The 26139-nt window shown below is 68.4% G+C and carries 25 protein-coding genes; 15 read left to right on the top strand and 10 right to left on the bottom strand.

Annotated elements, in window-relative coordinates:
* From QSK35_RS10840 to QSK35_RS10825, 4 genes are read right to left on the bottom strand one after another with little or no spacing between them, the layout of a single operon-like run.
* Complete coding sequence (locus tag QSK35_RS10840) at nt 1-858, bottom strand: M23 family metallopeptidase (protein WP_285744823.1); 858 nt, start codon at nt 856-858, stop codon at nt 1-3.
* 10 nt (nt 859-868) lie between these two features.
* A complete protein-coding gene (locus QSK35_RS10835; protein WP_285744821.1) occupies nt 869-1969 on the bottom strand; it encodes a C40 family peptidase in 1101 nt (366 codons plus the stop codon).
* 2 nt (nt 1970-1971) lie between these two features.
* Nucleotides 1972-2406: a hypothetical protein gene (locus tag QSK35_RS10830; RefSeq protein WP_285744820.1), complete on the bottom strand. Its 435-nt coding sequence runs from the start codon at nt 2404-2406 to the stop codon at nt 1972-1974.
* Between the two features lie 14 nt (nt 2407-2420).
* Nucleotides 2421-2567 carry a hypothetical protein gene (locus QSK35_RS10825; RefSeq protein WP_285744818.1) on the bottom strand — a complete coding sequence of 49 codons (147 nt, stop codon included), beginning with the start codon at nt 2565-2567 and terminating at the stop codon, nt 2421-2423.
* A gap of 102 nt (nt 2568-2669) precedes the next feature.
* Here QSK35_RS10825 and QSK35_RS10820 point away from each other — a divergent pair, with 102 nt between their 5' ends.
* From QSK35_RS10820 to QSK35_RS10785, 8 genes are all read left to right on the top strand, one after another.
* Nucleotides 2670-3320: a DUF2306 domain-containing protein gene (locus QSK35_RS10820; protein WP_285744816.1), complete on the top strand. Its 651-nt coding sequence runs from the start codon at nt 2670-2672 to the stop codon at nt 3318-3320.
* Nucleotides 3317-3946: a peptidylprolyl isomerase gene (locus QSK35_RS10815; RefSeq protein WP_285744815.1), complete on the top strand. Its 630-nt coding sequence runs from the start codon at nt 3317-3319 to the stop codon at nt 3944-3946. Before QSK35_RS10820 ends, QSK35_RS10815 begins: the two co-directional genes overlap by 4 nt.
* Nucleotides 3947-4566: 620 nt before the next feature.
* Entirely contained in the window at nt 4567-5628 is a 1062-nt protein-coding gene (locus tag QSK35_RS10810; protein WP_285744812.1) for a GNAT family N-acetyltransferase, read from the top strand.
* The gene (locus QSK35_RS10805) at nt 5625-6761 is read left to right on the top strand and encodes a LuxE/PaaK family acyltransferase (RefSeq protein WP_285744810.1); all 1137 of its coding nucleotides are present in this window, start codon (nt 5625-5627) and stop codon (nt 6759-6761) included. The genes QSK35_RS10810 and QSK35_RS10805 overlap by 4 nt, the downstream gene beginning before the upstream one ends.
* Nucleotides 6758-9175: an acyl-CoA reductase gene (locus tag QSK35_RS10800; RefSeq protein WP_285744808.1), complete on the top strand. Its 2418-nt coding sequence runs from the start codon at nt 6758-6760 to the stop codon at nt 9173-9175. The genes QSK35_RS10805 and QSK35_RS10800 overlap by 4 nt, the downstream gene beginning before the upstream one ends.
* Nucleotides 9175-10428 carry a phenylacetate--CoA ligase family protein gene (locus QSK35_RS10795; protein ID WP_285744806.1) on the top strand — a complete coding sequence of 418 codons (1254 nt, stop codon included), beginning with the start codon at nt 9175-9177 and terminating at the stop codon, nt 10426-10428. The genes QSK35_RS10800 and QSK35_RS10795 overlap by 1 nt, the downstream gene beginning before the upstream one ends.
* Nucleotides 10429-11616 (top strand): MFS transporter, encoded by a 1188-nt coding sequence (locus QSK35_RS10790; protein WP_285744804.1) that lies wholly within the window; start codon nt 10429-10431, stop codon nt 11614-11616. It begins immediately after the preceding gene.
* A gap of 99 nt (nt 11617-11715) precedes the next feature.
* On the top strand, nt 11716-12459 hold the full coding sequence (locus QSK35_RS10785; RefSeq protein WP_285744802.1) for a S1 family peptidase: 744 nt from the start codon (nt 11716-11718) through the stop codon (nt 12457-12459).
* A gap of 40 nt (nt 12460-12499) precedes the next feature.
* Here the strand turns inward: QSK35_RS10785 and QSK35_RS10780 are convergent, their stop codons facing one another.
* Complete coding sequence (locus QSK35_RS10780) at nt 12500-13015, bottom strand: hypothetical protein (protein WP_285744800.1); 516 nt, start codon at nt 13013-13015, stop codon at nt 12500-12502.
* A gap of 107 nt (nt 13016-13122) precedes the next feature.
* On the opposite strand from QSK35_RS10780, the gene QSK35_RS10775 reads away from it, so the two are divergent.
* The gene (locus QSK35_RS10775; protein WP_285744798.1) at nt 13123-13542 is read left to right on the top strand and encodes a DUF6346 domain-containing protein; all 420 of its coding nucleotides are present in this window, start codon (nt 13123-13125) and stop codon (nt 13540-13542) included.
* A 92-nt stretch (nt 13543-13634) separates the two neighbouring features.
* Nucleotides 13635-14378, top strand: a complete 744-nt coding sequence (cobF, locus tag QSK35_RS10770) for a precorrin-6A synthase (deacetylating) (RefSeq protein ID WP_285744797.1) — start codon at nt 13635-13637, stop codon at nt 14376-14378.
* On the opposite strand, the gene QSK35_RS10765 is transcribed toward cobF, so the two are convergent.
* Entirely contained in the window at nt 14357-14866 is a 510-nt protein-coding gene (locus tag QSK35_RS10765; protein ID WP_285744795.1) for a TetR/AcrR family transcriptional regulator, read from the bottom strand. The genes cobF and QSK35_RS10765 overlap by 22 nt on opposite strands.
* An 89-nt stretch (nt 14867-14955) precedes the next feature.
* Here QSK35_RS10765 and QSK35_RS10760 point away from each other — a divergent pair, with 89 nt between their 5' ends.
* Nucleotides 14956-15780 carry an oxidoreductase gene (locus tag QSK35_RS10760; RefSeq protein WP_285744793.1) on the top strand — a complete coding sequence of 275 codons (825 nt, stop codon included), beginning with the start codon at nt 14956-14958 and terminating at the stop codon, nt 15778-15780.
* A 390-nt stretch (nt 15781-16170) separates the two neighbouring features.
* On the opposite strand, the gene QSK35_RS10755 is transcribed toward QSK35_RS10760, so the two are convergent.
* On the bottom strand, nt 16171-17448 hold the full coding sequence (locus QSK35_RS10755) for an aminotransferase-like domain-containing protein (RefSeq protein ID WP_285744791.1): 1278 nt from the start codon (nt 17446-17448) through the stop codon (nt 16171-16173).
* 61 nt (nt 17449-17509) lie between these two features.
* Between QSK35_RS10755 and QSK35_RS10750 the strand changes: the two genes are divergently transcribed.
* On the top strand, nt 17510-18226 hold the full coding sequence (locus tag QSK35_RS10750; protein WP_285744790.1) for an alpha/beta fold hydrolase: 717 nt from the start codon (nt 17510-17512) through the stop codon (nt 18224-18226).
* Here the strand turns inward: QSK35_RS10750 and QSK35_RS10745 are convergent.
* Nucleotides 18189-18965 (bottom strand): PP2C family protein-serine/threonine phosphatase, encoded by a 777-nt coding sequence (locus tag QSK35_RS10745; protein ID WP_285744788.1) that lies wholly within the window; start codon nt 18963-18965, stop codon nt 18189-18191. The two genes, QSK35_RS10750 and QSK35_RS10745, sit on opposite strands and share 38 nt — an antisense overlap.
* Here QSK35_RS10745 and QSK35_RS10740 point away from each other — a divergent pair.
* Together QSK35_RS10740 and QSK35_RS10735 are read left to right on the top strand one after the other, a co-directional pair.
* Entirely contained in the window at nt 18937-20322 is a 1386-nt protein-coding gene (locus QSK35_RS10740) for an N-6 DNA methylase (RefSeq protein ID WP_285744786.1), read from the top strand. The genes QSK35_RS10745 and QSK35_RS10740 overlap by 29 nt on opposite strands.
* 10 nt (nt 20323-20332) lie before the next feature.
* Nucleotides 20333-21226 carry a serine/threonine-protein kinase gene (locus QSK35_RS10735; protein ID WP_285744784.1) on the top strand — a complete coding sequence of 298 codons (894 nt, stop codon included), beginning with the start codon at nt 20333-20335 and terminating at the stop codon, nt 21224-21226.
* Here the strand turns inward: QSK35_RS10735 and QSK35_RS10730 are convergent.
* Together QSK35_RS10730 and QSK35_RS10725 are read right to left on the bottom strand one after the other, a co-directional pair.
* Nucleotides 21199-22641, bottom strand: a complete 1443-nt coding sequence (locus QSK35_RS10730) for a DNA-3-methyladenine glycosylase 2 family protein (RefSeq protein WP_285744782.1) — start codon at nt 22639-22641, stop codon at nt 21199-21201. The genes QSK35_RS10735 and QSK35_RS10730 overlap by 28 nt on opposite strands.
* Nucleotides 22642-22690: 49 nt before the next feature.
* The gene (locus QSK35_RS10725; RefSeq protein WP_285744780.1) at nt 22691-23416 is read right to left on the bottom strand and encodes a response regulator; all 726 of its coding nucleotides are present in this window, start codon (nt 23414-23416) and stop codon (nt 22691-22693) included.
* Between the two features lie 362 nt (nt 23417-23778).
* Here QSK35_RS10725 and QSK35_RS10720 point away from each other — a divergent pair, with 362 nt between their 5' ends.
* Nucleotides 23779-26031, top strand: a complete 2253-nt coding sequence (locus QSK35_RS10720) for an ATP-binding protein (RefSeq protein ID WP_285744778.1) — start codon at nt 23779-23781, stop codon at nt 26029-26031.
* Nucleotides 26032-26139: the final 108 nt, after the last annotated feature.

Raw genomic sequence — 26139 nt, 5'->3', positions numbered from 1 at the left:
TCAGCCACAGTGCTCGAAGCCCGAGGTGTAGCCACCCGAGGTACCGACCTGGCCGCCCCACTTCACGCACTTGCCGGGCGCCTTCTTGCGGATCGGGCCGGCGTAGTAGCCGTAGTCACCCTCGTCCTTCGTGGCCGCGGCGTCCTGCACCTGCAGCATCGCCGAGACCTTCGTCTCCCGGCCGAGGTTGGTCGACTTGACCGTGGTGACGCAGTTGTTGCCGTTGGCCGAGCTGTAGAGCAGGTAGACCTTGCCACCGGTCACGGCGTGCGAGTCGACGACCTTGTAGCCGTCGCCGCAGATCTCCTCCGGCGAGTACGGGTTGCCGGGGTTGCCGTTGCCACCACAGTTCTTGGACTTGTAGGACTTCGAGCCCCAGTACAGGATCTGCGCGCCGTCCCACTTGATCTTCTGCGGGGTGCCGTTCAGCAGCTCCTCGAAGTGCAGGTGCGCACCGGTGGAACCGCCGGTGTTGCCGACGTTGCCGATGGTCTGGCCCTGCGAGACGTTCTGGCCGACCGACACGCGCTGCGCCGAGAGGTGGGCGTAGCGGGTGGTCCAGCCGCCGCCGTGGCTGATCTCGATCCACCGGCCGTAGGACGTGCTGCCCTCGTTGCGGACCTTGGTGACCGTGCCGGACGCCGACGCGACGACCGGGTCGCCCTCGTCACCGTTGCGGTTCAGGTCGACGGCGTTGGCCGGGCTGTGGTTCGTGCGGGTCTGGCCCTCCCAGACCTGGCCGCACGGGAACGGCATCTGGAAGTTGGTGGCGGCGTTGGCCTGCGGGCCGCCGATCGTCAGTACTCCGAGGCTGATCGCGAGGCCCACGCCCGCGGACAGCATCTTGCCGAGCTTCATTACTCTCCCCTTATCCGATGATTCGGCGGACCTTGGTGTACGGGTTGCCGTGGCGGTACAGGTCGCTGATGCGCACGCTCTTGCCGTCGCGCGGCGGAGCGGCTTCCAGGATCTTGTTGTCGCCCAGGTAGATCGCGACGTGCGTGGTCGAGTCCGAGTCGTTGTCCGACCTGCCCCAGAAGACGAGGTCGCCCGGCTGCCGGTTCGCCAGCGCGACCGCGCGGCCCTTCTCGTTCTGCGGACCGGTCCAGCTGCCGATGTCGATGCCCGCGCCCTTCCAGAACGCGTACAGCGTCAGGCCGGAGCAGTCGTAGCCGAGGCGGTTGTAGTCGTCGCCCTGGCTCGGGTCGTTGTCCGGGTAGTGGTGGATGCCGTAGGAGGCACCGCCCTTGCCACCCGCGCCCCAGGAGTAGTTGTATCCCTTGCCCATCTGGGACTTCGCCGCGTCGATGACCCGCTGGATCTTCTGCGCGTTGGTGCCCGTGGCAGGACCGGCCGGGCCGTTGCTGCGGCCGTGGACCTTGGTGTCGTTGCCGTCGTCGATGCCGTCGGTGTCGCACCGCGGCAGCCCCTGCACGAACCCGTCGACGCCGGTCTTGACGTATTGGTCGGGCACCCACAGGTTGTCCGTGGTGAGGTCCCAGATCGTGCCGCCCTCGGCCTGCGCCTGGCACTTCACCGGAACCTGGTCGCCGGCCTGGTACTTGTCGGCGACCGAACCGGGCGCGTTGGCCGCGTCACCCTTGTTCTTGCGGCCGTTGAGGTCCGTCTTCGCCGGGTACTTCTTCGGGCTGGTGCACTTGGGCATGACCATGCCGTCGGAACCGGTCTGCACGTAGCCGTCCGGGATCCACAGGCCTTCGACGGTCAGGTCCCAGATGTCCTTGCCGCCGTACTCCGGCCCCTTGTCCTGGCAGACGATCTTGACCTTGGTGCCCTTGTCGTACATGTCGGCGACGCGCTGCTTGCCGACCGGCACGTTGGGGTCCTTGACCGTGCGACCGTCCAAAGTGGTCGTGATGGGGAACGAACGCACCTCGGCCTGCGCGGGTTGCGCCATCGGCGCCAGCACCGCGACGGCCGCGAGTGCGGTGAGAATCGTCTTCTTCATCGTCAGCACCGGATGTCCGTCTTGCCGCTCTTCTCGTTGGAGCCCCAGCTGATGGTGCCGACGGCGTGCGTGCACTTGGTCAGCGTGTCCGCGCCGCTCGACCAGTTGTCCTTCTTGTTGCCGAAGCAGCTCAGGTCCTCGAGGTCGAACCGCGGGCCCCGGCCGGAGGCGACGCTGACGCACACCTGGAAGTTCGAGTGCGACGAGCGGAAGCCGTCCCACACGTAGGTGTACGACCAGTTCTTGCCGCAGCCCTTGAACTGCTTGACGGAACCGATCTGGACGCCGCCGCTCATGATGGCGCCCGTGTCGCCGATCTTGGTCGACTGCGCGCAGTGCGGGTTCGTCTCCGCCGCGGTGGCGGGCGACGCCGCGAGGACCATGCCACCGACGGCGAGCACACCCGCTCCGAGGACGCTGGCGATCTTGCTGAACATCTTCACTTCCCTTTTCAGTCGGTGACGTATCCGGTCATGGCGCCGACTTTGCTCAGCCGTTCTGACAGTGACCTGACAGTCGCTCCGCGCCCGGTGTCAGCGTTGTCGTCGGTCATTTGGCCGATCTTCAGCGTGTTTTCGCTGGTCAGCGCCACTGACACTTTGCTGACACCTCGTTGTGAGGGCGTGACGGCGGTTACGTTCGCGCGGGGTTGTCAGCGCGCGGTGCGTGCGCGGTAAGCGGGTTTCGCTGTGCTTGCGCCATGTGGAAACGACCTTGGATCGCACCGCTGGGCTTCGTGGTGCTGGTGTTCCTGGCCTTCTCGATCCCGCCGTACCTGTCGCTGGACCCGGCCCGGTCGCGCGTGCCGCCGACGTGGCCGCTGCACTACCCGTTCCTCGTTGTGCACGTGCTGTGCGGTTCGGTGGCGCTGCTGACGTGCGGGCTGCAGGTGTGGCCGTGGTTCCGGTCGCGTTTTCCCTTGTGGCACCGGCGGATCGGGCGGATCTACTTCTTCCTCGGCGTGTTCCCGGCCGGTGTCGCCGGCTTGGTGGTCGGTGCGACCACGCCGTTCGGTCCGGTCGCTCTTGTCAGCAACGTGATGCTGGCCCTGCTCTGGTTGATCACGGCTGTCTGTGGCCTGAGGGCGGCTTTGCAGCGTCGGTTCGGCGACCACCGGCGGTGGATGATCCGCAACTTCGCCCTGACGTTGTCGATCATCAGCAACCGGATCTGGGGTGTGGTGGCGTTCCTGGTGCTGACGCCGGTGCTGCCCGAGGCTTCCGTGGCACAGGCGGTGCCGGGGATCGCGACGTGGCTCGGGTGGACCGTGCCGCTGCTGATCAGCCAGTGGTGGCTGGACCGAAAGAAGGTGACGACGAAGCGTCGTCAGCCGGTAACTTCCAGTGCATGAAGCTGCTTGTCGCGCTGTCGCTGTTGTTCGCTTTGACCCCGGCCGCCCACGCTTCGCCCGCGGCCCGCTGCGACTTCATCCCGACGCCGGACCGGCCGGCGGCGCGTCCGGTGCACCCGCCGTCACCGCACGCGCCGTCGTCCGGCACCGTCCGCGTCACGATCTTCACCAACTACGGCACCGTGGTCGCATCATTCGACCGCGCCAACGCCCCGTGCGGCGTGCACAACTTCGCGCACCTCGCGCGCAGCTTCTTCTACACGCACACGCAGTGCTTCCGGCTGACGAACTACGACCGGCTCGGCGTGCTGCAGTGCGGTGACCTGATCCGGGCCGAGGAGGGCGGGCCCGGCTACCGGTTCGCCGACGAGGTCACCGGGCGTGAGACGTATCCGCGCGGCACGATCGCCATGGGCAACCAAGGGCCCGGCACCAACGGCAGCGAGTTCTTCATCGTGCACTCCCAGGCGTTGATCCGGCCCGTCTACACCGTGCTCGGGCACGTCGTGCGCGGGATGGACGTGCTCGACCGGATCGTCGCGGCCGGGATCGTGCCGGGGCCGAACGGTGAGCCGGACGGGCTGCCGCGCAAGCCGGTCCGGATCTATCACGTGATCGCGGCCTGACGACATCCGGTCCTGACGCTCAGTCGCGCTGAAAAAGAATTGGGCCAGCCACGCAAGGAACTGCGACAGCGTTCCCGGATAACTCATCCAGGCGTCCGCATGCTGGTACCGCCCGTCCAAATTCACGCCCGCGACAACCGGAATGGAAGCGGTCTCGCACACCTGTCAAAAGTCAACCAGAGACCGGCACACCCCTCGGTCGCCTACACCAAAGTTATCTGGTAAAACACCCAGACTTTCCAACCGAGGATCCCGCCTTTGGGCGACTACGAAAGTCGCAGGCCAAGCAAGTGACTGCGAACGAGACGGAAACCGCGCACGTTCCGCCATCCGCAGCAGCGTCACCAAACGGACTTAACCTTCGCTTGAGCATTCCTGTGATCTGCCTCGCGCTCGGGAAGAATTAGAGCAGCTCCCGCGCTTTCCTCACACGAACGGCGGTAGTACCCGCCGGTAAGGTTGAAATAACCCCAGCAAGTCGAGTCGGCCTCTCGGTGTGCCGGCTTATTTCGTGCGCAACAAACGCGCCAACCTCGCCCCCCGGAGGAATGGCTTTGGTACCCGAGTTCGAGCCTGCCAGGCTCGATGACCTAGATCAACTATTGCGACTCTACCGTCGCGTGTACGGCGCCACGTACGCCCTGCCGTTGGGCACCGACCCCGAGGTCATGGCGAAGGAGATCGGCAACCCGACGACGACCTGGCTCGTCGCCCGCGAGCACGGCAAGATCGTCGCCTCCATCATGGGCACGGTCGAGCCGGCCGACCGGATGGGCAAGCTGCAGGGTCTCGTCGTCGACCCGGAGCACCGCGGCGGCGGCATCGCGCACCACGCGGTCGGCCGGCTCGCCGACGTCATGCTCGCTGACGGCGACGTCGACTCGGTCTACGGCACCGCGCGCACCACCGCGACCGCGCCGCAGCGGATCTGCCTGCGCAACGGATTCCACGCGCTCGGGATCTTCCCGAACCTGCGCAAGGCCGAGCGGCACGAGACGATGGCGCTGCTGGCCCGCTACCGCGACGGTGTGCTGGAGAACCGCCACCCGGTGCACAAGGCGCCCGCGAGCCTCGGCCCGCTGCTCAGGACCGTGCACGAGACCGTTGGCCTGCCGGAGTTCCCCGAGCTGGTCCCGGAGACGGAGACCACGTCCGCCGAGAGCTCGGGGCCGATCGAACTGATCGACGCGCCGCAGTTCGTGTTGCGGCACTTCGAGAGCACCATGATCGACCCGGTGCGCCGGTTCTACCCGCTGCACAAGCCGAACGTGCTGCTCGCGGCCGCCGGCGGCGAGTACCAGGTGTACGCGCACCTGAGCCGCAAGGACGGCTACTGCACGTTGATCGGCGCGACCCCGTCTCCGCACGACGTGGCGCCGCACCTCGACAAGCTGATCGACGAGCTGAACGGCTTCGGCGCGTTCTACATCGAGACGCTCGTCCCGCTCTACTCCTTCCACGAGCTGTCCACGTTCCTGGGGCACGGGTTCCTGCCCGTCGCGATGTACCCCGGCATGCGCCGTGACGGCGACGCCTGGCACGACTACGTCGTCATGGCGCGGACCATGCAGCCGCTGGACTTCCGCGGCCTGCAGATCGACGCCGCGTTCCGGCCGTTCGCCGAGCAGTACATCGACCTGTGGACGCAGAAGTTCCTCAACACCAACGGAGTCTTCCGGTGAACCCCCACCTCGGCCCGGTGACCGTGCCGGACCTCGGCGAGCTCGGTGCCGTGCAACGGCTGTGCGACATCGCCGACCCGTACGACCACAGCGACGACGCGCTGTTCCTGCAGGCGATGGACCAGTCGAACCAGTGGCACGCCCGCCGGTCGCCGTTCTTCCGCTCGCTGTGGAACGGCCTGCCCGTCAACCACGTCTCCGAACAGCCCTACGTGCACGCGAACTTCTTCAAGATGCACGAGATCATGTCGATCCCGCACAGCCAGGTCGCGGTGCACGCGACCAGCTCGGGCACGACCGGGCAGAAGTCGCAGATGTTCTGGGACTCCTGGACGCTGAAGGCCGGGCAGCGCATGGTCGCGCGGATCTACGACCACTACGGCTGGATCGACGACCGCGAGCCCGTGCACTACCTGCTCTACACCAACCAGCCGACGCCCAACGTGCAGCTCGGCAGCTCGTTCACCGGCCAGTTCATGACGGACTTCGCGCCGGTCGCGTCGGTCGACTACGGCCTGGCCCACACCGGCAGCGGGCACGAGTTCGACGCGTTCGGCGCCATCCGCGCGCTGCAGCGGTTCGCCGACGACGGCCTGCCGGTGCGGATCTTCGGCTTCCCCGCGTTCCTCAGCTTCACGCTGGACCGGATGCGCGCCATGGGGTTGCCGCCACTGCGGTTGAACGAGCGGTCGCTCGTGCTGTTCGGCGGCGGCTGGAAGACCAACGCGGACAAGCAGATCAGCAAGGCCGACATGCGTGCGAAGATCATCGACCAGCTCGGCATCCCGGACGAGCGGATCCGCGACGGCTACGGCTCGGTCGAGCACTCGATCCCGTACCTCGAGTGCGCGCACCACAACCTGCACGTCCCCACCTGGTCGCGGGCACTGACCCGCGACGTGAAGACGTTGCAGGTCAACGGGTTCGGTAAGCCCGGCTACCTCCAGTTCGTCTCTCCGTACATCACCTCCGCGCCCGCGCAGAGCGTGCTCATGGGCGACCTCGCCGTGCTGCACGAGGAATGCGGTTGCGGTGCCGAGACCCCGTGGTTCGAGATCCTCGGCCGCGCCGGCGTCTCCCGCAACCGATCCTGTGCCGTCGCGGCCGCTGAACTTCTGAAGGGCAAGGCATGAACCAGCACTACTGGCAGGGTGAATGGGTCTCCGACGAGGAGGCCGGGGCGCGGCTCGACACGCTCGAGGAGCGCACGCAGCAGGTGATCGCCGGTCCGCGGCTCAGCCCGCTCACCATCATGGCGGCCGCCGAGCGGCTCATTCCCAAGCTCGAGGACCCGGTGCTGCGGTTCGCACTCAGCCGCCCCGAGCTGGAGCGCAAGGTCACGCGTGAGCTCGGCGGCGTCGACCCGGCTCGCCTGGTGCGTTTCGACTTCCGCCAGCCGACCTACGAGGCGTGGGTGCCGCTCGGCCTGCTCGCGCACGTCACCGCGGGCAACGCCGCGGCGGCCGGTGTGCTCAGCGGCGTCGAGGGCCTGCTCAGCGGGAACCTCAACGTCATCAAGGTGAGCAGCGACGACGACGGCTTCACCGCGAACGTGCTGGCGATGCTGGCGGACGAGGACCCGACCGGCCAGATCGCGCGGCGCCTGATCGTGCTGCACTTCTCGTCGCGCAACCGCGAGTGGCTCAGCCGCATGTGCGGCGCCGCGGACGCCGTGGCCGTGTGGGGCGGCGAGGAGGCCGTCGCGGGTGTCGCGGAGCTGGTCAAGCCCGGCACGCGGCTCGTCGACTGGGGCCCGAAGCTGTCGTTCGCGTACCTCACCAAGGATCACTGGTCCGACGTGGAGACGTTGCGCGCGTTGGCCTACGACATCTGCACGAACGAGCAGCAGGCATGTTCCAGCCCGCAGGTGATCTACCTGGACACCGAGCACGAGGCGGACGTGTTCGCGTTCGCCGAGCGGTTCGGCGTGGCGATGGACCTCGTCGGCCCGCCGTCCATCGAGCCGTCGTCGGCCGAGTGGGCGGAGATCAACAACACCGTCGTCGTGACGCGCCTGGAGGAGCACCTCGGGCTCACCAAGGTCCACTCCGGTGACCACTGGCGGGTGCTCGCGGACACGCGGTCGGCGCTGCGCGCGTCGCCGCTGTACCGCACGGTGTGGGTGAAGCCGTTGCCGCGCAAGCAGATCGCCGCCACGCTGCGGCCGATGCGCCGCTACCTGCAGACCGTCGGGCTCGCCGCGTCGCGGCCCGAGACGGCCGTGCTGGCGCGGATGTTCGTGTCGGTCGGCGCGCAGCGGATCACCGTGCCGGGCGCGATGCAGGACGGCTACAGCGGCGAGCCGCACGACGGCGTTTACGCGTTGCAGCGCTACAGCAACCGCGTCGCGGTGCGGCTGGACGAGCGGTTCGCGCACGACGCCAGCCTCGACGACCTGGACATCGCCGACCAACTCCCGGCACCGCGGGTGGCGGTGACGCCGAAGGCCGAGTTCGAGACGCTGCAGTCTGGCGCGGGCGAGGTGTTCTTCCGCAGCGGCGGCAGCTCCGGCGCGCCGAAGCTGTCCGCGTTCACCTGGGCCGACTACGACGAGCACATGCGCTTCGGCGCCGAGTCGCTGCTGGCCACCGGGCTCGACCCGCGCCGCGACCGGGTGATGAACCTGTTCTTCGGCGGCCACATGTACGGCAGCTTCATCAGCTTCTTCTCGTCGCTGGAGCGGATGGGCGCGGTGCAGTTCCCGATGGGCGGCGAGTGGCACCAGCTCGACCAGATCGCCCAGTCCATTGTGGACAACAAGGTGAACACGCTTCTGACGGCGCCGTCGTTCGCGCAGAAGCTGTTCACCGAGCAGGGAGCGCTGCTGAAGAAGTACGGCGGCGTCCGCAAGATCTTCTACGCCGGTGAGCACTTCGCCGAACAGCAGGTCCGCTGGCTGGAGTCCGAGTTCGGCGTCGAGGTGATCAGGTCCGCCGCGTACGGCAGCGTCGACGCGGGCCCGATGGGGTACCAGTGCGCGCACTCCCCCGCGCGCGTACACCACCTGTTCACCGGTCTGCACACGCTGGAGATCCTGGAGCAGGACTCGGACCGCCCGGTGTCCGGCTCGCAGCCCGGCCGGCTCGTGTTCACCGCGCACACGCGGCGCGGCCAGCGCCTGGACCGCTACGAGATCGGCGACCTCGGCCGCTGGGTGCCGGGCGACTGCGCGTGTGGCCGCCGCACGCCGCGGTTCGAGCTGCTCGGCCGCGTCGGTGACGTGTTCCGCATCGGCGCGCAGACGATGAACTACCGCAAGCTGGTGCGCGCCGCCGAGGACGGGTTCGGCTACGCGGGCGCGTTGCAGGTCGTGCTGGGCGAGCACGTCGAGTCCGAGCAGCTGACCGTGCTGCTCGAACAGGGCAAGGTGATCGACATCGAGGCCGCCGAACGCGCGCTGCTCGCCTACCCGGAGCTCTCCGAGGGCGTCGAGCACGACCGCCTGATCCGGCTGCACGTGCAGGCCGTGCCACTGAACGAGTTCCACCGCACCGCGAACAGCGGCAAGCTGATCACGGTCGTCGACCAGCGAGGCAGGGCGTTCTGATGACATATTCTCTTTCGGTGCAGGACGTGCTGCGCTCTCTCGTCGAGCACGCGCGCGGTAACTCCCCGTTCTACAAGGAGCTCTACGCCGAGCTGCCGGCCGACTGGACGCTGGCGGACCTGCCGATCATCGACCAGGCGTCGTTCTGGGCGGCGAACACGTTGCAGGACAACCAGGTCATGACCGGTCCACACACCAACGGCATCGTGTTCAAGACCGGCGGTACGACCAACGCGCCGCGCGTCTCCTGGTACTCCCGCGACGAGTGGCGGTCGATGGGCGAGGTCTTCGCGACCGGCCTGCATGCCGCCGGCGTGCGCGACGGCGACCGCGTCGCGAACCTGTACTACGCGGGTGAGCTGTACTCCGGCTTCATCTTCACGATGAACACCCTCGAGCTGGTCAACACCGTGCAGCTGCCCATCGCGGGTGGCGCGCCGCTGGACTTCACCCTGCAGACGCTGCAGGACTTCCACGCGACCGTCGTGGCGGCGTTCCCGACGTCGCTCGTGCGGCTCGCGGAGTACGTGCTCGACAACGCGGGCGCGCTGCCGGAGGTCCGGCTCGTGCTGTTCAGCGGCGAGGCGTTCTACGGCGACCAGCGCGCGGTTGTGGAGCGGGCGTTCCCCAACGCCGACATCCGCTCGATCGGCTACGCGAGCGTGGACGGCGGCATCCTCGGTTCGTCCGTTGTGGACTCCGACGACCCGCGGGTGTTCCGCGCGTTCCGGCCGACGCGGCTGCTGGAGATCGTCGACGTCGACACGAACGAGCCGATCGAGGTGCCCGGCCGTCCCGGCAAGCTGCTCGTGACGGACCTGTCGCGCAAGCTGATGCCGATGATCCGCTACCCGGTCGGCGACCTGGCCGAGTGGGTCTCGTTCGAGGAGGGCACGTTCCGGCTGCTCGGCCGGTCCGACGAGGGCGCGCGCTGCGGTCCCGTGACGCTGCACCTCGACTACCTGCGTTCGGTGGTGGCGGAGACCGTCCGGTCGTTCACCGGTTTCCAGGTCGTGCTGCGCCGGGTGGACGCCAAGGACCAGCTGGTGCTGCGGGTCGCCGGTGCGGCCGGTAACCGTGAGTTGCTGGAGCAGGCGATCTCCGCGGGCGTCGACCGGATCAGCCCGCGGTTCGCGGACCACGTGCGGCGCGGCGTGATCAACCCGCTCGTCGTCGAGTGGGTTGAGGCGTTGCAGGCGAACCCGCGGACCGGCAAGACGATCCGGCTGATCGACGAACGGCCGGTGTCGTAGATGTCCCGCGACTTCCGTCTGGTGTGGCTGGGCCAGGTCCTCAGCCAGGGCGGCACGCGCTGCTACCAGATCGCGCTGCTGTGGTGGCTGCTCGGCGAGCTGCCCGCGTCGTCGCGCGGGCTCGCGGCGGGCGCGTTCCTCGTGGTGGGCGCGCTGCCGTCGGTCGTGCTGGTCGGGCAGATCGGCCGGCTGATCTCCCGAGTGCCGTCGCGGACCGTGATGCTGCGGGCCGAACTGATCGCCTTCGTTTTCGTTGCCGTGCTGGCGATTGCGGCCTACCGGGACGCCGTGCCGGTGTGGTCGGTGTACGTCGTGGGGCTGGTGCTGGCCACGTGCCAGGCGTTCTTCGACCCGACGCTGATGAAGTCGCTGCCGGAGCTGGTGCCCGCGCCGGAGATCCAGCGCGCGGTCGGTTACGGCACGTCCACGCAGTCCGTGGCGAACTTCGCGGGCGCGGCGTTCGGCGCGCTGCTGCTGGCCTCGGTCGGCTTCCCCGGCGCGGTGCTGATCAACGCTCTTTCCTATGGCGTGTCAGTGGTTTGCATTTCCCTGGCCCGGTTCCGGGAGTTGCCCGCGGCCCCGCCACCCGAGCGCGGCACGTGGGCGTTCCTCGGCACGCTGCCGGGGATCCGGCCGCTGCTGCTGTGCTTCGCCTTCGTCAACTTCTTCTCGGCGCCGACGCTGCTGGTGCTGCCGCTGTACACGAAGTCCGTGCTGGGCCTGGGTCCTGCCGTGCTGGCCTCGCTGGAGGCCGCGCTGTGGCTGGGTCTGCTCGTCGGGGCGTTCGTCGCGCCGCGGGTCAAGGTGTCCGGGTCGGTGACGCGGTTCGGTGCTGTGTGCGTCGCGTTGTTCGGTGTGTTCCTCGCGGTGCCCGGTGTGGCGGTGTCCGCTCTCGTTTATGTGGGGACGCTGTTCGTGAGCGGGTTCTTCCTCGGGGTGTGCAACGTCAAGTTCACGTCGCTGTTCCAGGAGGTCGTGCCGAACTCCGCGAAGGGCAGGTTCTTCGCGGCGCTGATGGCGTCGGTGTCGCTCACGTTCCCGGTGGCGTTCCTGACGTTCGGCGCCTTCGGCGACCTGGTGAACGCGCAGACGTTGTGCCTGCTGCAGGGCTTCGGGTTGCTGGCGCTGAGCTTCGTGCTCAGCCGGCTGCGCGAGCCCGCGCGTCTTTCGGCCACAGTGGCCGGTTGAGACGAACTGTTCACCCGATCGTGCCGTGCGGTCGCGGTGATCGCACTCATTTCCGCTGTGTTGGCGGGCGTTCTGGTAGCGCCCGCCCAGGCTTCTGTCGTGGTGCCGGACTCGGTGACGAGCTGGTGGACCACTCCGGAAGGCCTCGTAGTAACCGTCGATGCCGCGACCCGCACCGCGGCGACGGACAGATTCATCTCGGCCATGGGCGCTTCAAGAGTGATCGAGGAGCCCCGCTTGATCGCCGCCACCGACGTCAAGGGCGGTGACGGCTGGCACAACGGCACCGCCAGGTGCTCCGTGGCGTTCTCGGTGACGGGCGCGGGCGGCCGGCGGGCCTTCATCACGGCCGGCCACTGCACTCCCACCGCGGGCGCGACCGCCCGTTCGACGACGACGCTGACGACGATGGGGTCGGTCAGCGGCGGCGGCCACTTCGACAAGAGGGGTGACTACGGCAAGGTCGACGTGACCTCCGCCGAGTTCGTGCTGACCCCGCTGGTCAACGGCTACGGCAAGGGTGACGTGACGATCCGCGGCGCGCGTGAGGCGGCCGTCGGCACGTCGGTCTGCAAGTCCGGCAGCACCACGAAGATCACCTGCGGCCAGATCACCGCGAAGAACGTCACGGTGAACTACGGCAACGGCGTCATCGTCGAGGGCCTGACGCGGGCCACGGCGTGCACCAACCCCGGCGATTCGGGCGGTGCCGTGTACGCGGGCGACCAGGCGCAGGGCATCGTGTCCGGCGGCACCGCTTCGTGCGCCAACGGCAGCGTGTTGATGTTCCAGCCGGTCGCTGAGGTGCTCGGCGCGTTCGGGGTGTCGCTCGTGCGAGGCTGAGCTAGTGAGTGGTTTCCGTTGCTATAGCGACGGAAACCACTCACGACCCGCCGTAGTCCCGCTCGTCGTACTTGGCCAGCTCGAGCCGCTCACGGATCGTCTTGGCGGCGGCGGTCCCGTCGTGCTTCAGGGCGGCGCGGACCTGCTCCACCACCTGGTCTCGGGTCTGGGCCTCAGAAGCCTTGCGCCAGAACTCCTGGGCCTTGCCCGACTCGGCGACCAACTCGTCCACCGCCGTCCGGATGTCCTCGGGCCACAGTGCGGCCTTCAGCTGCCGGATCTGCTCCTCGTTCGCCTGCAGGGTTTCGGTGGCCGCACCGCGCTGCACGTCGATGGGCTTGCCGTTGTTGATCGCCTGTTCCAGCCGCTCCAGCGCCTCGTTGTACGGCTTCACGATGGCTAGGTAGTGCTTGGCCGCTGCTTCCTTCGACAACGGCGGCGTCGTCGTGGTCGTGGTGACACTCGGCTGTGCGATGGTCGCGACCGGCGGTTCGCCGCTGGTCACGGTGGCTGTGCAAGCGGACAGCGCGATCGCCGCGGCCGCGGTGATGATCACCTGACGCATAATGGTCCTTCCCCCAGAAGGGGCACACCATACCCCGCCGCCTGGACGACCGGAGAAGGATCGCAAGTGAGGAACCGCAAGCGGATCAGGGCGCTGGTGTGGGTCCTGTTCTGCGCTTACGGGCTGACCTTCTCCGGCTTCTACTTCGCCGGTCACCGCGGAACGCGGGCGATCGGCCGGTCGTCGCGCAGGCCACCGACATCGCGTGCGACCGGAACTGGATCGTGCTCGGCACGCGTTGGAAGTGCACCGCGACCCTCGTGATGTCCGACGGCACGCGACACCCGTTCCGCAACGGCTCATCCCTCTTGACCCCGGACGACGTCGGCAAGTCGATCCCGATGGTGTCGTTGAGCTCGCGCAGGACCACCCCGTCGAACATGACCACCGCGCGCGACGACTACGACCCGAGGCCGTGGGACGGCGCCACGATGCTGCTGTTCATCCTGGCGGGCATCGTCGGCGGGCTCGTCATGTGGCCGTGGAAGACCTCTCCGCGCGCGGACAGTCCACAGTGACGATCCGTCATTCGGTGTTCACTCCCGCGGACATCGGCATCACCCACCAACTGTTGAAACGGCCTGGGTTCGGGCAGAGTTAGAGTCTCCGGGTGCGGAAGATCCTGGTCATCGGTATCGGCGCGGGCGACCCCGACCACCTGACGGTGCAGGCGGTCAAGGCCCTCAACACGGTCGACGTGTTCTTCGTCCTGGACAAGGGCGAGGTGAAGCAGGAGCTCGTCGACCTGCGTCAGTCGATCCTGGACGCACACGTCACGCGGCAGTACCGGGTACTCGAAGGCCGTGACCCGGAGCGCGACCGCACCGCTTCGGACTACGTGGGTGCGGTGGACGACTGGCGTCGCCGGCGCGCCGACGTGTGCGCCGAGCTCGTTTCGTCTCTTGGCCCAGACGAGGTCGGCGCGTTCCTCGTGTGGGGCGATCCGTCGTTGTACGACAGCACGCTGCCCATCCTGGAAGACCTGCTCGCGCGCGGCATGGCGTTCGAGTACTCGGTGATTCCGGGCATCACGTCGGTCGCCGCGCTGACCGCGGCGCATCGGGTCAACCTGAACCGGACGGGTCGTCCGGTTCAGATCACCACCGGGCGGCGCCTTGCCTCAGGGTGGCCATCCGATGTGGACGATGTGGCCGTGATGCTGGACGCCCACTGCGCCTTCGCCGACGTGGACCCGGATGTCGTGGTCTATTGGGGCGCTTACCTCGGGATGCCGGACGAGACCCTGATCTCCGGGCGCGTGGGGGACGTGGCCGACCGCATCGTGGCGACGCGGGCCGCGTTGCGCGCGGAGAAGGGGTGGATCATGGACACCTACTTGCTGCGCAGGAGCTGAGCCACCGCGTTCTCGACGAGCTGCCGGTCGGCGTTCGGTGTCGTGAGGCCGATCGTCGACATGTGGATGACGAGGTTCAGCAGTTCCTCGGCGCTCCACCGGGTGTCGAGGTTCGCCTTCTCGATCGCCTTGGTCTTCTCCTTGTGTGCTTCCTGCTCGGCCTCCGGCATGGTGCCGCTCTCCAGCCGGTGGTACGCGGCGAGCCGCAGGATCTCGGGCTGCTCGCGGTACCGGTCGAAGAGGCGCCCCGCGTAGCCCGGCAGGTCGTCGGGCGTGATCGGGACGTTCTTGATCGCGTCCTCGATCTGGATCTTGAGCACCTCGTTGAACAGGTTCTCCTTGCTGCAGAAGTAGGCGTAGATCATCGCCTTGTTGCAGCCCGCGTTCTTGGCGATGCGGTCGACGCGCGCGCCGGCGATGCCGTGCTCGGCGAACTCCTGCGTGGCCGCGACCAGCAGCTTTCGCTTGGTCTCTTCCTTGTCCCTCACGCCTGGGATTCTAACCAACCAGTTGGTTGACAGCCAGTCTGGGCAGTGGCATGGTTCGTTGTAACCAACCAGTTAGTTAGGAGCGGGTCATGACGAAGGTCGCACTGGTCACCGGGGCGTCGTCCGGCATCGGCGAGGCCACGGCGCTGGCGTTGCACGAGGCGGGCTACACGGTTTACGCGGCCGCGCGCCGGGTCTCCCGGATGGACGACCTGGCCGCGCGGGGCGTGCGCGTGCTGTCGATGGACGTGACTCTTGATTCCTCGATGGTCTCCGGGGTGTCGCAGATCCTGGAGGAGGCCGGGCGGATCGACGTACTGGTCAACAACGCGGGGTACGGGTCGTTCGGCGCGTTCGAGGACGTGCCGCTATCAGAGGGCAAGTACCAGTTCGAAGTGAACCTGTTCGGCCTGGCGCGCCTGGTGCAGCTCGTCGCCCCGCACATGCGCGCGCAGGGCAGTGGCCGCATCGTGAACGTGTCGTCGATCGGCGGCAAGATCTACGAACCGCTCGGCGGCTGGTACCACTCGACGAAGTTCGCGGTCGAGGGTCTGTCCGACTCGCTGCGGGTGGAGCTGAAGCCGTTCGGCGTGGACGTCGTGGTGATCCAGCCGGGCGCGATCAAGACCGAGTGGGCCGACATCGCCATGGACAACCTGCTGAAGACATCGGGCTCTGGTGCCTACGCCTCGACCGCGCAGGCGATGACGCGCCTGCAGCGGTTCGCGGATCGCGCCTCTTCGCCTTCCGTGGTCGCTTCGGCGATTCTCAAGGCTGTTTCCGTGCGGCGGCCGCGGACGCGGTACGCGATCGGGGGCGGGGCGCGGCCGATTCTGTTCCTGCGGCGGGTGCTGTCCGACCGGGCTTTCGACGCGATGATGCTGTTCGCGCTGCGGCGGCTGGCCGCGGCCTGACGGTTTGGCAACCGCTGGCCTGACGGCCTGTCGGCCGCTGGCCTCCGGGGCTGTCGGGCGCTGATCTGTTGGGGCTGCTGCCCGGTGGGCTGCTAGGCGTCGGCTTGACGGGCGCTCCCTCGCGGGGACTGCTGCTGGACGCTGACCTTTGGGCTGTCGAGCGCTGTCGGGGCGCTGTCCCGCGGGGATGCTGCCAGCGCGACTGTCGGGCGCCGGCCCGCGAGGCTGGGGCGCCGATCACCTGTTGGGCTGAGAAAGGCGCTGTTCACCTGTTGGACTGAGGCGCGCCGATCACACCATTTGATCATGCCTCTGACCTGCGGCGAAGCAAAACTGTCAGACCGGATCGGTACGCTTAGTGCATATCGAAAGCGCGCGGGCGGCGAACGTCTAATCGACCGCGTCGGGCGCCGAACGAGCCAGCGAGGCGAGCATCGTCAGGGCCGACTCGAGCAGCTCCAGCGGCGGCGAAGCGAGAGCGAGGCGGACCGCGTTGGGCGTGCGAGACCCGACGGCGAACGCCGCGGCCGGCGTGACGGCGATGCCGCGGCGGGCGGCGGCCGCCACGAAGGTCTCGGCCCGCCACGGGTCGGGCAGCTCCCACCACAGGTGGTAGGCCCGCACGTCGCGGCGGACGGTGAACCCGTCCAGCACGCGACCCGCGATCGCCTGGCGGGTGGCGGCGTCCTGGCGCTTCAGGGCGACGATCGAGGCGACCGTGCCGTCGTTGACCAGGCCGGCCGCGGCGTCGAGCGCGAAGCGCTGGGCCGCCCAGCCGCCGCTGCGCACGGCGGTGACGACGCGGTCGGCGACCTCGGCGGGGGCCGCGACGATGCCGAGCGTCAGGCCTGGTGCGACGCGCTTGGACAGGCTGTCGACGACGACGGTGCGCGGGCTGTCCAGCAGGGGTTCGTCGTGCAGGAAGCTGTTGACGCGATCCTCGATGGCGTAGATCCCGTTGTCCTGCAGGGCTGAAACGACCGCGGCGCGCCGGGAACGGGACATCGACGCGCCGAGCGGGTTGTGCAGGGCGGGCTGCAGGTACACGGCGCGCACGCCGTCGAATCCTTGTGGGACAAGGCCTTCGTCGTCGACGGGGAGCGGGACCAGCTGCACGCCTAGGCGTGCGGCGATGCCCTTCACGACCGAGTACGTCAGGCGCTCGACGCCTAGGCGTTCGCCGGCCGGGACCAGGGCGGCGATCGCGGCCGCGATGGCCTGGCGGCCGTTGCCGGTGAACACGAATCGGCGGTCCAGGGGGATCAGGTGGGACGCGGCCAGGCGGGCCTGCGGGGTGCCGGTCACACCAACGGGTGACAGGGATGTCGCTAGAACGTCGGGGCGCAGCATGCGGTTCAGCGCGGTCGAGATCAGCGCGGTTTGTTGTGGCACAACGGGAAAGTTGAGTTCCAGGTCCACCTGGAGGGTCGCGGGCTCGGCCAGCGGTAGCTCGGGGGAATCCGTGGCGGCGCGGATGAACGTGCCGCGACCCACCTCGCCGACCGCCAGGCCGCGGCGGACGAGTTCGCCGTATACGCGGGCGACGGTCGAGGGGGCCAGGTTGTGGCGGCGCGCGAAGGTGCGCTGGGGCAGCAGCTTCTCGCCGGGGCGCAGCACGCCTGACGCGATGTCCGACGCGATGCGGTCGGCGATGACCCGAAAGTCCATGAATTGCTCCGAGTACATTGAGAGCATTGCTACAGGTCAGCTTAGCGCTTAGTTTCGAGCCATGGACCTCGTATTTGTGCACGGACACCCGTTCGACCCCACCATGTGGCAGCCACAGGTGGAGCACTTCAAGAAGAGCAATCGCGTAATTGCACCGACCCTGCGCGGCTACGGCCAGAACCGGACCAGCCCGGACACGTTCGCGGACTTCGCCCACGACCTCGCGAAAGAGACCGAAAAAGCGATCATGATCGGACTGTCGATGGGTGGTCAGGTCGTCATGGAGTTCCACCGCCTATACCCGGAACGCGTGCGCGCCATGGTTCTCGTTGCCACCACGGCCAAAGCCGAGGAGAACAAGGCCATGCGACGAGCTATGGCCGCCAGACTGAGGAAAGAGGGCATGGCGCCGTACACAAGGGAGAACATCGACCGGATGGTGTTGCCACAGAACGAGGAAGCTCACGCGTACATAGAGAAAATGATGCTCGCGACAGGCCCGGAGGGCGCCGCCAAGGCACAGGAAGCGCGCGCCGAACGTCCGGACTACCGCGAGATGCTCAGGAACACCGACGTGCCGACGCTGATCATCGTCGGCAGCGACGACACCTACACACCCGTACCCGAGGCGGCGAACCTCCAGCAGAGCATGCGCAACGCGGGGATCCACGTGATCGAAAAAGCCGCCCACCTGCCGAACCTCGAGCAACCAAAAGAGTTCAACGCAGCACTAGAAGACTTCATCGCCGAAACCACGGCCGGCGAACCACGTCGGTGATCACGCATGTGATGTTGTCCGGCCCCCCGTTGCCGTTGGCCAGCGCCACCAACCGCCACGCGGCTTCCGAACCATCCTCAAAGGACACCAGCGTGGAACCAACGTCCTCAATGGACACATAGTCGGTGAGTCCGTCAGAGCACAACAGATAACGGTCACCAGGTCGAGCCTCGTGCACCGAGATATCGGGCGAGTGCGCGGCACCGCTCTGCAGAACCTTGATGACATACGCGCGCCGCGGGTGGTTCAGCGCCTCCTCGGGCGTCATGCGGCCGGCGTCCACGAGCGCCTGCACCATGGTGTGGTCGTGCGACAACTGGTGCAGCACCCCGTCGCGCAACAGGTAAGCGCGCGAGTCGCCGATGTGCGCCAACTGAAACGTCAGACCATCCCAGCGCATCGCGGTCAGGGTCGTGCCGGTCCCTTCGGGCACTTCCGAATTCAAGCGGCGGGAGATTTCAAGAACCGCATCGGAAAGATCGCCCGCGAACGACTCGAGCACGTCGATCGCGATGGCGCTGGCGACCTCGCCGAGCGCGTGGCCGCCCATGCCGTCGGCGACTGCCTGCAGGTCGGGACCCGCGAAGTACGCGTCCTCGTTGTGCTCCCTGCGCAGTCCGACGTCGGACGCGGCCGCGACCAGCAGCTCGTGTGTCATGGCACCAGTGAAGCAGTTGTGAACTGAGTTCACAAGCATTAGTCTCGAAGACATGGACGAGACGGTGAACGCTGGCGACATAGCGCGGCTCGTCAACGTGGGGCGCGCGGCCGTCAGCAACTGGCGCAAGCGCTACGACGATTTCCCGCAGCCCGTCGGCGGGACCGCGTCGAGTCCGCTGTTCTCGCTCGCCGACGTCGAGAAGTGGTTGCGGCGCAACGGGAAGAGCTTCCACGTCTCCCCCGCCGAGCGGCTCTGGCAGCGGCTCAGCGGCGACGATCTCAAACTGGGTGAACGCGTAGCTGAAACCGACACCGACCGCGAGACCTTCGAGTTCCTCTACCAGCGCTACGCCGAAGCGCATTCACGGCAGCTCAACGTCACCCCGGACGACATCGCCGAACTGATGGTGCACCTGGCGAACGCGAAGAAGGGCACTGTCGCCGACCCGGCGTGCGGTACGGGATCGCTGCTCATGAAGGCCGGCGGGCGAAAGCTGGGCCAGGAGCTCGACCCGACGAGCGCGAAGATCGCGCGCAGGAGGCTGCCCGAAGCGGAGATCCACACCGGCGACTCCTTGCGGCACAACCAGATCGAAACAGCCGACGCCGTCGTCTGCGACCCGCCGTTCCACGAGCGGTCGTGGGGGCACGAGGAACTGGTCGGCGACGCCCGGTGGACGTACGGCCAGCCGCCGCGCGGCGAACCCGAGCTGGCGTGGGCGCAGCACTGCCTGAGCCTCGTCAAGCCCGGCGGGAAGGTCGCGATCCTGATGCCCGGCGCGGCCGCGAGCCGGCGGCCCGGCAAACGGATTCGCGCCAACCTGTTGCGCGCGGGGGCGATCGAGGCCGTCATCACGGTCGCCGGCGGCCGCGACATCTGGGTCCTGAAGAAGCCCGAAGCCAACGCGACCCCACCGCAAAGCGTCCTCCTGCTCGAGGAGTACGCGGACGAACAACCGAACACGCGGATCATCGACCTGCTCGACGAGGACGTCGACATCAGCCCGGCCCGGCGCCGCGACGCCGACGTCGGGCGGGCGTTTCTCGAAGCGCGGCAACGGTTCGAGCTGCCGGCACCGCCGCAGCTCGACGAACGGGAGACGCCGCCGATGACCACGATCGGCGAGCTCGTCCGGAGGGCGCCGGGCACCACCCCGGTCACCTCACCGACCGGGACGGTCTACGAGATCGACCCGGACAGGCTCGACCCGGACTTCCTGGACGGGCTGTTGCGAGCGGCACTCGCGAGCACACCGACGGGGTCGAGCCGGCTGGACCTGCGGCGGACCCAGGCACCGAGCCTGCCGTTCGCCGAACAACAGCGATACGGAAAGGCGTTTCGGCAGCTCAGGGCCATGGAGGAAGCGCTCGGTCAAGGGGCCGAAGTGGTCCGGCTAGGCTTCCTTGGACTGCTGGGCGGCCGCATCGGGCCGTAAGGGGGTGCAGATGCTCATCGCCGATCGCTATGAGGTCGACGACCTGCCACTCGGCACCGGCGGCATGAGCGCCGTGCATCGCGGCCACGACAAGCATCTCGACCGGCGCGTGGCGGTGAAACTGCTGCGGCTGCGCTCCGGCGGACCCGACGACGAGCTGGCGCAGCGGTTCGTCCGCGAGGCACGCATCCTGGCCCGGTTCGAACACCCCGGCGTACCCACGCTGCACGACTTCGGCATGCACGAGCACTCGCTGTTCCAGGTGATGCAGTACGTCGAGGGCGTCACGATCGCGGACCTCGTGAGCGAGCACGGCCCGTTACCCGTGCCGTGGGCGGTCACGATCGCCGCGCAGACGTGCGCCGTGCTGTTCGCCGCCCACCGGCTGTCGATCTGCCACCGGGATCTCAAGCCCAACAACCTGATGCTCTGCCCGGACGGCGGCGTCAAGGTGCTCGACTTCGGCCTCGCCGTGCTGCGCGACAGCGACGTCGCCCAGTTCACCCGCGCCGGCCAGATCGTCGGCACGCCCGCCTACATGGCGCCCGAACAGATCCAGCGCGGGTTCGCCGAGCCGCGCAGCGACCTCTACGCACTCGGGTGCGTACTGCACGAGATGCTGACGGGACAACAACTCTTCACCGGGCCGACCGCCTACGCGGTGTTCGACCGGCACGTCAAGGAGGAGCCGCCCCGCGTCCCGGGCATCTCCGACGAGCTCAACGACCTGTTGCTGCAGCTGCTCGAGAAGCACCCCGACGCCCGGCCGGCCAACGCGGTCGCGACCTTCAACAAGCTCGGGGCGCACACCGCGGATCTGCCGCCGCTGCCCGGCTTCCTGGAACCGGGACCGAGCCCGGTGCGCATGTACGCGGGTCAGGCCGGGATCCGGTTCACCTCGTGATCACCGGTGGCCCACAGGTGTTGCACGGCGTAGGCACGCCACGGCCGCCACACCGCGGACCGCTTGATCAACGCCGCGGGCGTCGACGGCAGTCCCAGCCCTGAAGCCGCCAGGCGCACACCGAGATCCGTCGGGATGAACGCGTCGGGATCACCGAGGGCCCGCATCGCGATCACCTCGACGGTCCACGGCCCGAACCCCGGCAACGCCGACAGCCTGGCCCGCGCCTCGTCCCACGACGCGCCGGCCCCGAGGTCCAGCCCGGAATCCAGCGCCTCGATCAGCGCCGCCATCGTCATCCGCCGCGACGCGGGCATCGCCAGCGACGACGGATCGATGTCCGACGCCGAAGGAAACAGGTGCGTCAACGACGAGTCCTCGATAGGCGTCCCGTAGGCCTGCACCAAACGGGCGGCGTGCGTACGCGCGGCGGCGGTCGACACCTGCTGGCCGAGCACGGCCCGCACGGCGAACTCGGCTCCGTCGGCCGTGCGCGGCACCCGGCGGCCGGGAGCCTTGCGCACCAACGGTTCCAGCAACTCGTCGCCCGACAGGACCGAGTCCACGGCCACGGGATCGGCGTCCAGGTCGAGCATCCACCGGCACCGGTTGATCGCGACCGACAGATCGCGCAGATCGGTCAACGCCAACTGACACGCGACGTGATCGGGCAACGGCCGCAACGACACCACGCCATGGCCGTGCGGCAGCCGCAGCGTCCGCCGGTAGGCACCGTCGCGCCACTCCTCGACACCCGGCACCGCCGTCGCGATCAGATGCCCGAACAGGTTGTCCGGGCACAGCGGCGGCCGGAACGGCAACCGCAGCGACAGCACACCCGGCACCAGTGCCGGGGCGGACCGCGCCCGGAGTTCGGACGGCGACAGCGCGAACACCGCGCGGACGGTCTCGTTGAACGCCCGCACCGACGCGAAACCCGCCGCGAACGCGACCTCGGCCATCGGCAGGGACGAGGTCTCGATCAGCAGCCTGGCCGTCTGCGCGCGTTGCGCCCGTGCGAGTGCCAGCGGCCCGGTGCCCAGCTCGGCGACGAGGGCACGTTGCACCTGGCGGGTGCTGTACCCGAGCTGAGCGGCGAGACCCGGCACTCCCGACCGGTCGACCACACCGTCGGCGATCAGGCGCATCGCGCGTGCCACGAGGTCCGCCCGGTGGTTCCACTCCGGTGATCCCGGAGCGGCGTCGGGCCGGCATCGCTTGCAGGCGCGGTATCCGGCCTGCTGCGCCGTTGCAGCGGTCGGATAGAACCGCATGTTCTCGACGCGGGGTGCGACGGCCGGGCAGGACGGCCGGCAGTAGATGCCGGTGGACGTCACCGCCGTGAAGAACCACCCGTCGAAGCGGGCGTCCTTCGACTGAACCGCGCGGACGCTACGCTCCGTGTCCTCGAACATGCTCCAAGCATCGCCGCGTCTCAGTTGGAACGCTGGCGAAATTCAGACATCAACAGGGAAGAGCGGCGTCCCTGGCAATAAGAGCAGCCTGTACGCGGTTGTCACAGCGCAGCTTGGTGAGCAGCCTGGACACATGAGCCTTGATCGCGCCCTCGGAGAGGTACATGAGCCGTGCGATCCGCGCGTTCGCCATGCCCTGCGCGAGGTACACGAGAACCTCTTGCTCACGCCTGGTGAGCAGCGAGATCCGCGACCGCGCCGCGTCCCTGCGCTCCGAGTCGGCACCGGTGAAGTGGTCGACCAGGCTGCGCGTCGCGGACGGCGAGAGGATCGCCTCGCCCGCGGCGACCACGCGAACCGCGTTGACCAGCGAGTCGGGCTCACCGTTCTTGAACAGGAACCCGGCCGCGCCCGCACGCAGCGCCGGGAACAACATCTCCTCGGTGGTGGGCGTGCACAACATGATGACCTGCGTGCCGGGCACGTGCCTGCGCACCATGCGCACCGCGCCGAGGCCTTCCATGCCGGGCATGGACGCGTCCATCAGCAGCACCTGGGGCCGGTGCCTGCGGGCCAGCTCGACGGCACTGTTGCCGTCCCCCGCCTCCCCGACCACCACGACGTTGCCGGATCGCTCCAGCACACCGCGGACTCCCGTACGGATAAGGACCTCGTCGTCGGCGATGCCGACCGTGATCGTGCGCGGCTTGTCCACCAACTGCAGACCCGCACCCGCCCACGAATATTCCGACGAGGTGCTCGTCGCCAGCGTCATACGCACTCCCTGTCAGACCGGACCAGGCACCAGTTTGTTCCCGAACGAGGTGCGGGAAAAGGCATGCATAACGAGCACCTACCGAACCGTCTCGGCTGCGCGTACGTGTAACGGGTTGCACACGTCAGGTCACCACCCCCGACCTGCGGCGTCGCAACGTTGCGACGGCGTTCGGTAGGCCGTTACACCATGGGAGACAGAACATGTCGAGCATCGCCCGCTGTGTGACGTGCGACGTTGCGTTGCCACCGTCGACGTCGGAGCAACGACGCTCCTACTGTTCGAACGCCTGCAGGCAACGTGCCTACCGCAAGCGTGTCGCATCCCCTCCGCCGACGCCTTTGCCCAGGCAGAACGCCCGTGTGCTGAGCAATCTCCCGGCCGCGCGGGACAGTTTCATCGGCCGTCAGCAGGAGCTGACCAAGATCGATCAGCTGCTTCGGCGCCACCGTCTCATTACGCTCGTCGGAAGCGCCGGCGCGGGCAAGACGCGTCTCGCCCTGGAGGCGGCGGAACGGCTGCGGCGCGGCCGAACGGACCGCGTGCTGCTGGTCGAACTGGGCGACGTCGAGGACAGCAGATCGGTCATGCCGGCTGTGGCTGCGGCGTTGGGAGTAACGGAACACGGCGATGAGCCCATCGGGCAGACCGTTGTTGAGACGTTGCGGAACATGCGCGCACTGGTCGTGCTGGACAACTGCGAGCACCTGCTGGACCCGTGCGCGGAGCTCGTGGACCTGTTGCTCAACCGCTGTCCCGCGGTGCGCGTGCTGGCGACGAGCCGCGAGGCGCTGTGGATCACCGGTGAGGTGAGCTTCCACGTCGAGGGCCTGCCGGTGCCGTCGACGGACCAGGACCTGGTGACCACCGTGGCGCCGCGCAACGACGCGGTGAAGCTCTTCGTGGACCGCGCGCGCGAACGCAAGCCCGACTTTCGGCTCACGCCCGACAACACGGCGGCTGTCGCTTTGCTGTGCGCCCGCCTGGACGGCATGCCGCTCGCGATCGAGCTGGCCGCGCGCTGGGTGCCGCTGCTGCCGGTCTCCGACATCTGCGACCGCATGGACGAGCCGCTGGAACTGCTGACGCTCGGCTGCCGCAAGACCTCGCCGCGCCAGCGGTCGTTGCGCGAGGCGATCGACTGGAGCTACCGGTTGCTGGCGCCGGACGAGCAGTTCGCGCTGCGCCGCCTGTCCGTGTTCGACGGCGGGTTCGACCTGGCCGCGGCGACCGAGGTGTGCTCGACCGAACGGTCCGCCGAGCCGGTGCTGGACGTGCTGTCGCGGCTGCAGGCCAAGTCGCTGCTCACCGCGATCCCCGGCACCACGCGGTTCCGGCAGCTGGAGACGATCCGCCTGCACGCCCGCGAGAAGCTGGTCGCCGCGGGCGAGACGAACACGGCGTTCGAGGCGCTCGCCCGGTGGTTCACCGAGCTGAGCGACGTGCTGATCACCGCGCCGCTGTCCGTGCCCGCCGAGGTGCAGCGCAAGCTCGACGACCATGTGGACAGCCTGCTGGCCGCCGTGGAGTGGGCCGCCGACCGCGGTGACGAACGACTGCTGCTGCTGACCTCGGCCCTGGCGGACTGCACGGCCCGGCGCGGGCGGGTCGGCCAGGCGCGGGCGTTGCTGCGCGACGCGTTGCGCCGGCCGTTCACGCGCGGCGACTACCGCTGCGTGGCGCTGAACCACGCCGCATGGTTCGCGGCCGTGCAGGGCGACCACGACGAGGCGCTGGAGCTGACCGGTGAGGCGGCGCGGCTCGTGCGCGAACTGGACCACCCGGCGCTGGTGATGAGCTGCCGGTCGACGCTGGCCGCGGTCCAGCAGTCCAGCGGCGAGCTGGAGGCGTCCGCCGAGAACCGCACCGAGTGCCTGCGCGTGGCGGAGATGCTCGGCGAACCGCTGGCCCGCGCCACGTGCCTGGTGGACCTGGCGCGCACGGCGTTGCGGCTGGGCAAGACCGACCGCGCGATGAAGGCCGTGACGAAGGCGCTGCCGTTGTGCCGCGCGTCCGGCATCCCCGCTCGCGTGGCGAGTGCGTTGAACACGCTCGGCGTGATCGCCCTGATGCAGGGCGACCTCGAGGAGGCGGGCGACGCGTTCCACGAGTGCCTGCGCATCGACGGCGAGAACCCGATGAGCGGACCGGACGCGCTGGAGGGCCTGGCGATCATCGCGCTGAGCCGCGGCCAGGCCGAGCGGGCGCTGCGGCTGGAGGCGACGGGCCGCGCGATGCGCCGGACCGTCGGGGTCGTCGCGGACCCGTTCTGGGAGCAGAAGGTGTCGGGCGCCATGCGCACCGCGCGCACGATGCTGAGCGCGCAGGAGGCCAACGCCGCCGCGTGGACGCCGCTCACCCCGACCGAGACCGAGGCGTTCATCCAGGACGAGCTGTGGCTGGACCGCACCGACGCCGCCGAGGACGAACTGGACGACCAGGAACGCCGGATCGTCGCGCTGCTGGCGACCGGGCTGACCAACAAGCAGATCGCCAACCGCCTGGGACTTTCGGTCCGCACGGTGGCGTCGCGGCTGCAGCGGTTGCGCGAGAAGCTCGGACTTTCGTCGCGTGAGGACGTCGCGGCTTGGGGTGCGGAGAAGGCCATCGGCTGACTCAGTCAGGGGTTCGATGTAAACGATTTCGGACTACTCCGTTCGAGTGACACCAAAGGTCTAGACCTTGACTCCGAAGTGGTCTAAACCACATGTTTCTCGCACCCC

The organism is Lentzea sp. NBRC 105346, assembly GCF_030269605.1.
Classification (GTDB): domain Bacteria; phylum Actinomycetota; class Actinomycetes; order Mycobacteriales; family Pseudonocardiaceae; genus Lentzea.
Note: the sequence above shows the minus strand (reverse complement) of the source record. Positions and strands in the feature narration are given on the sequence as shown.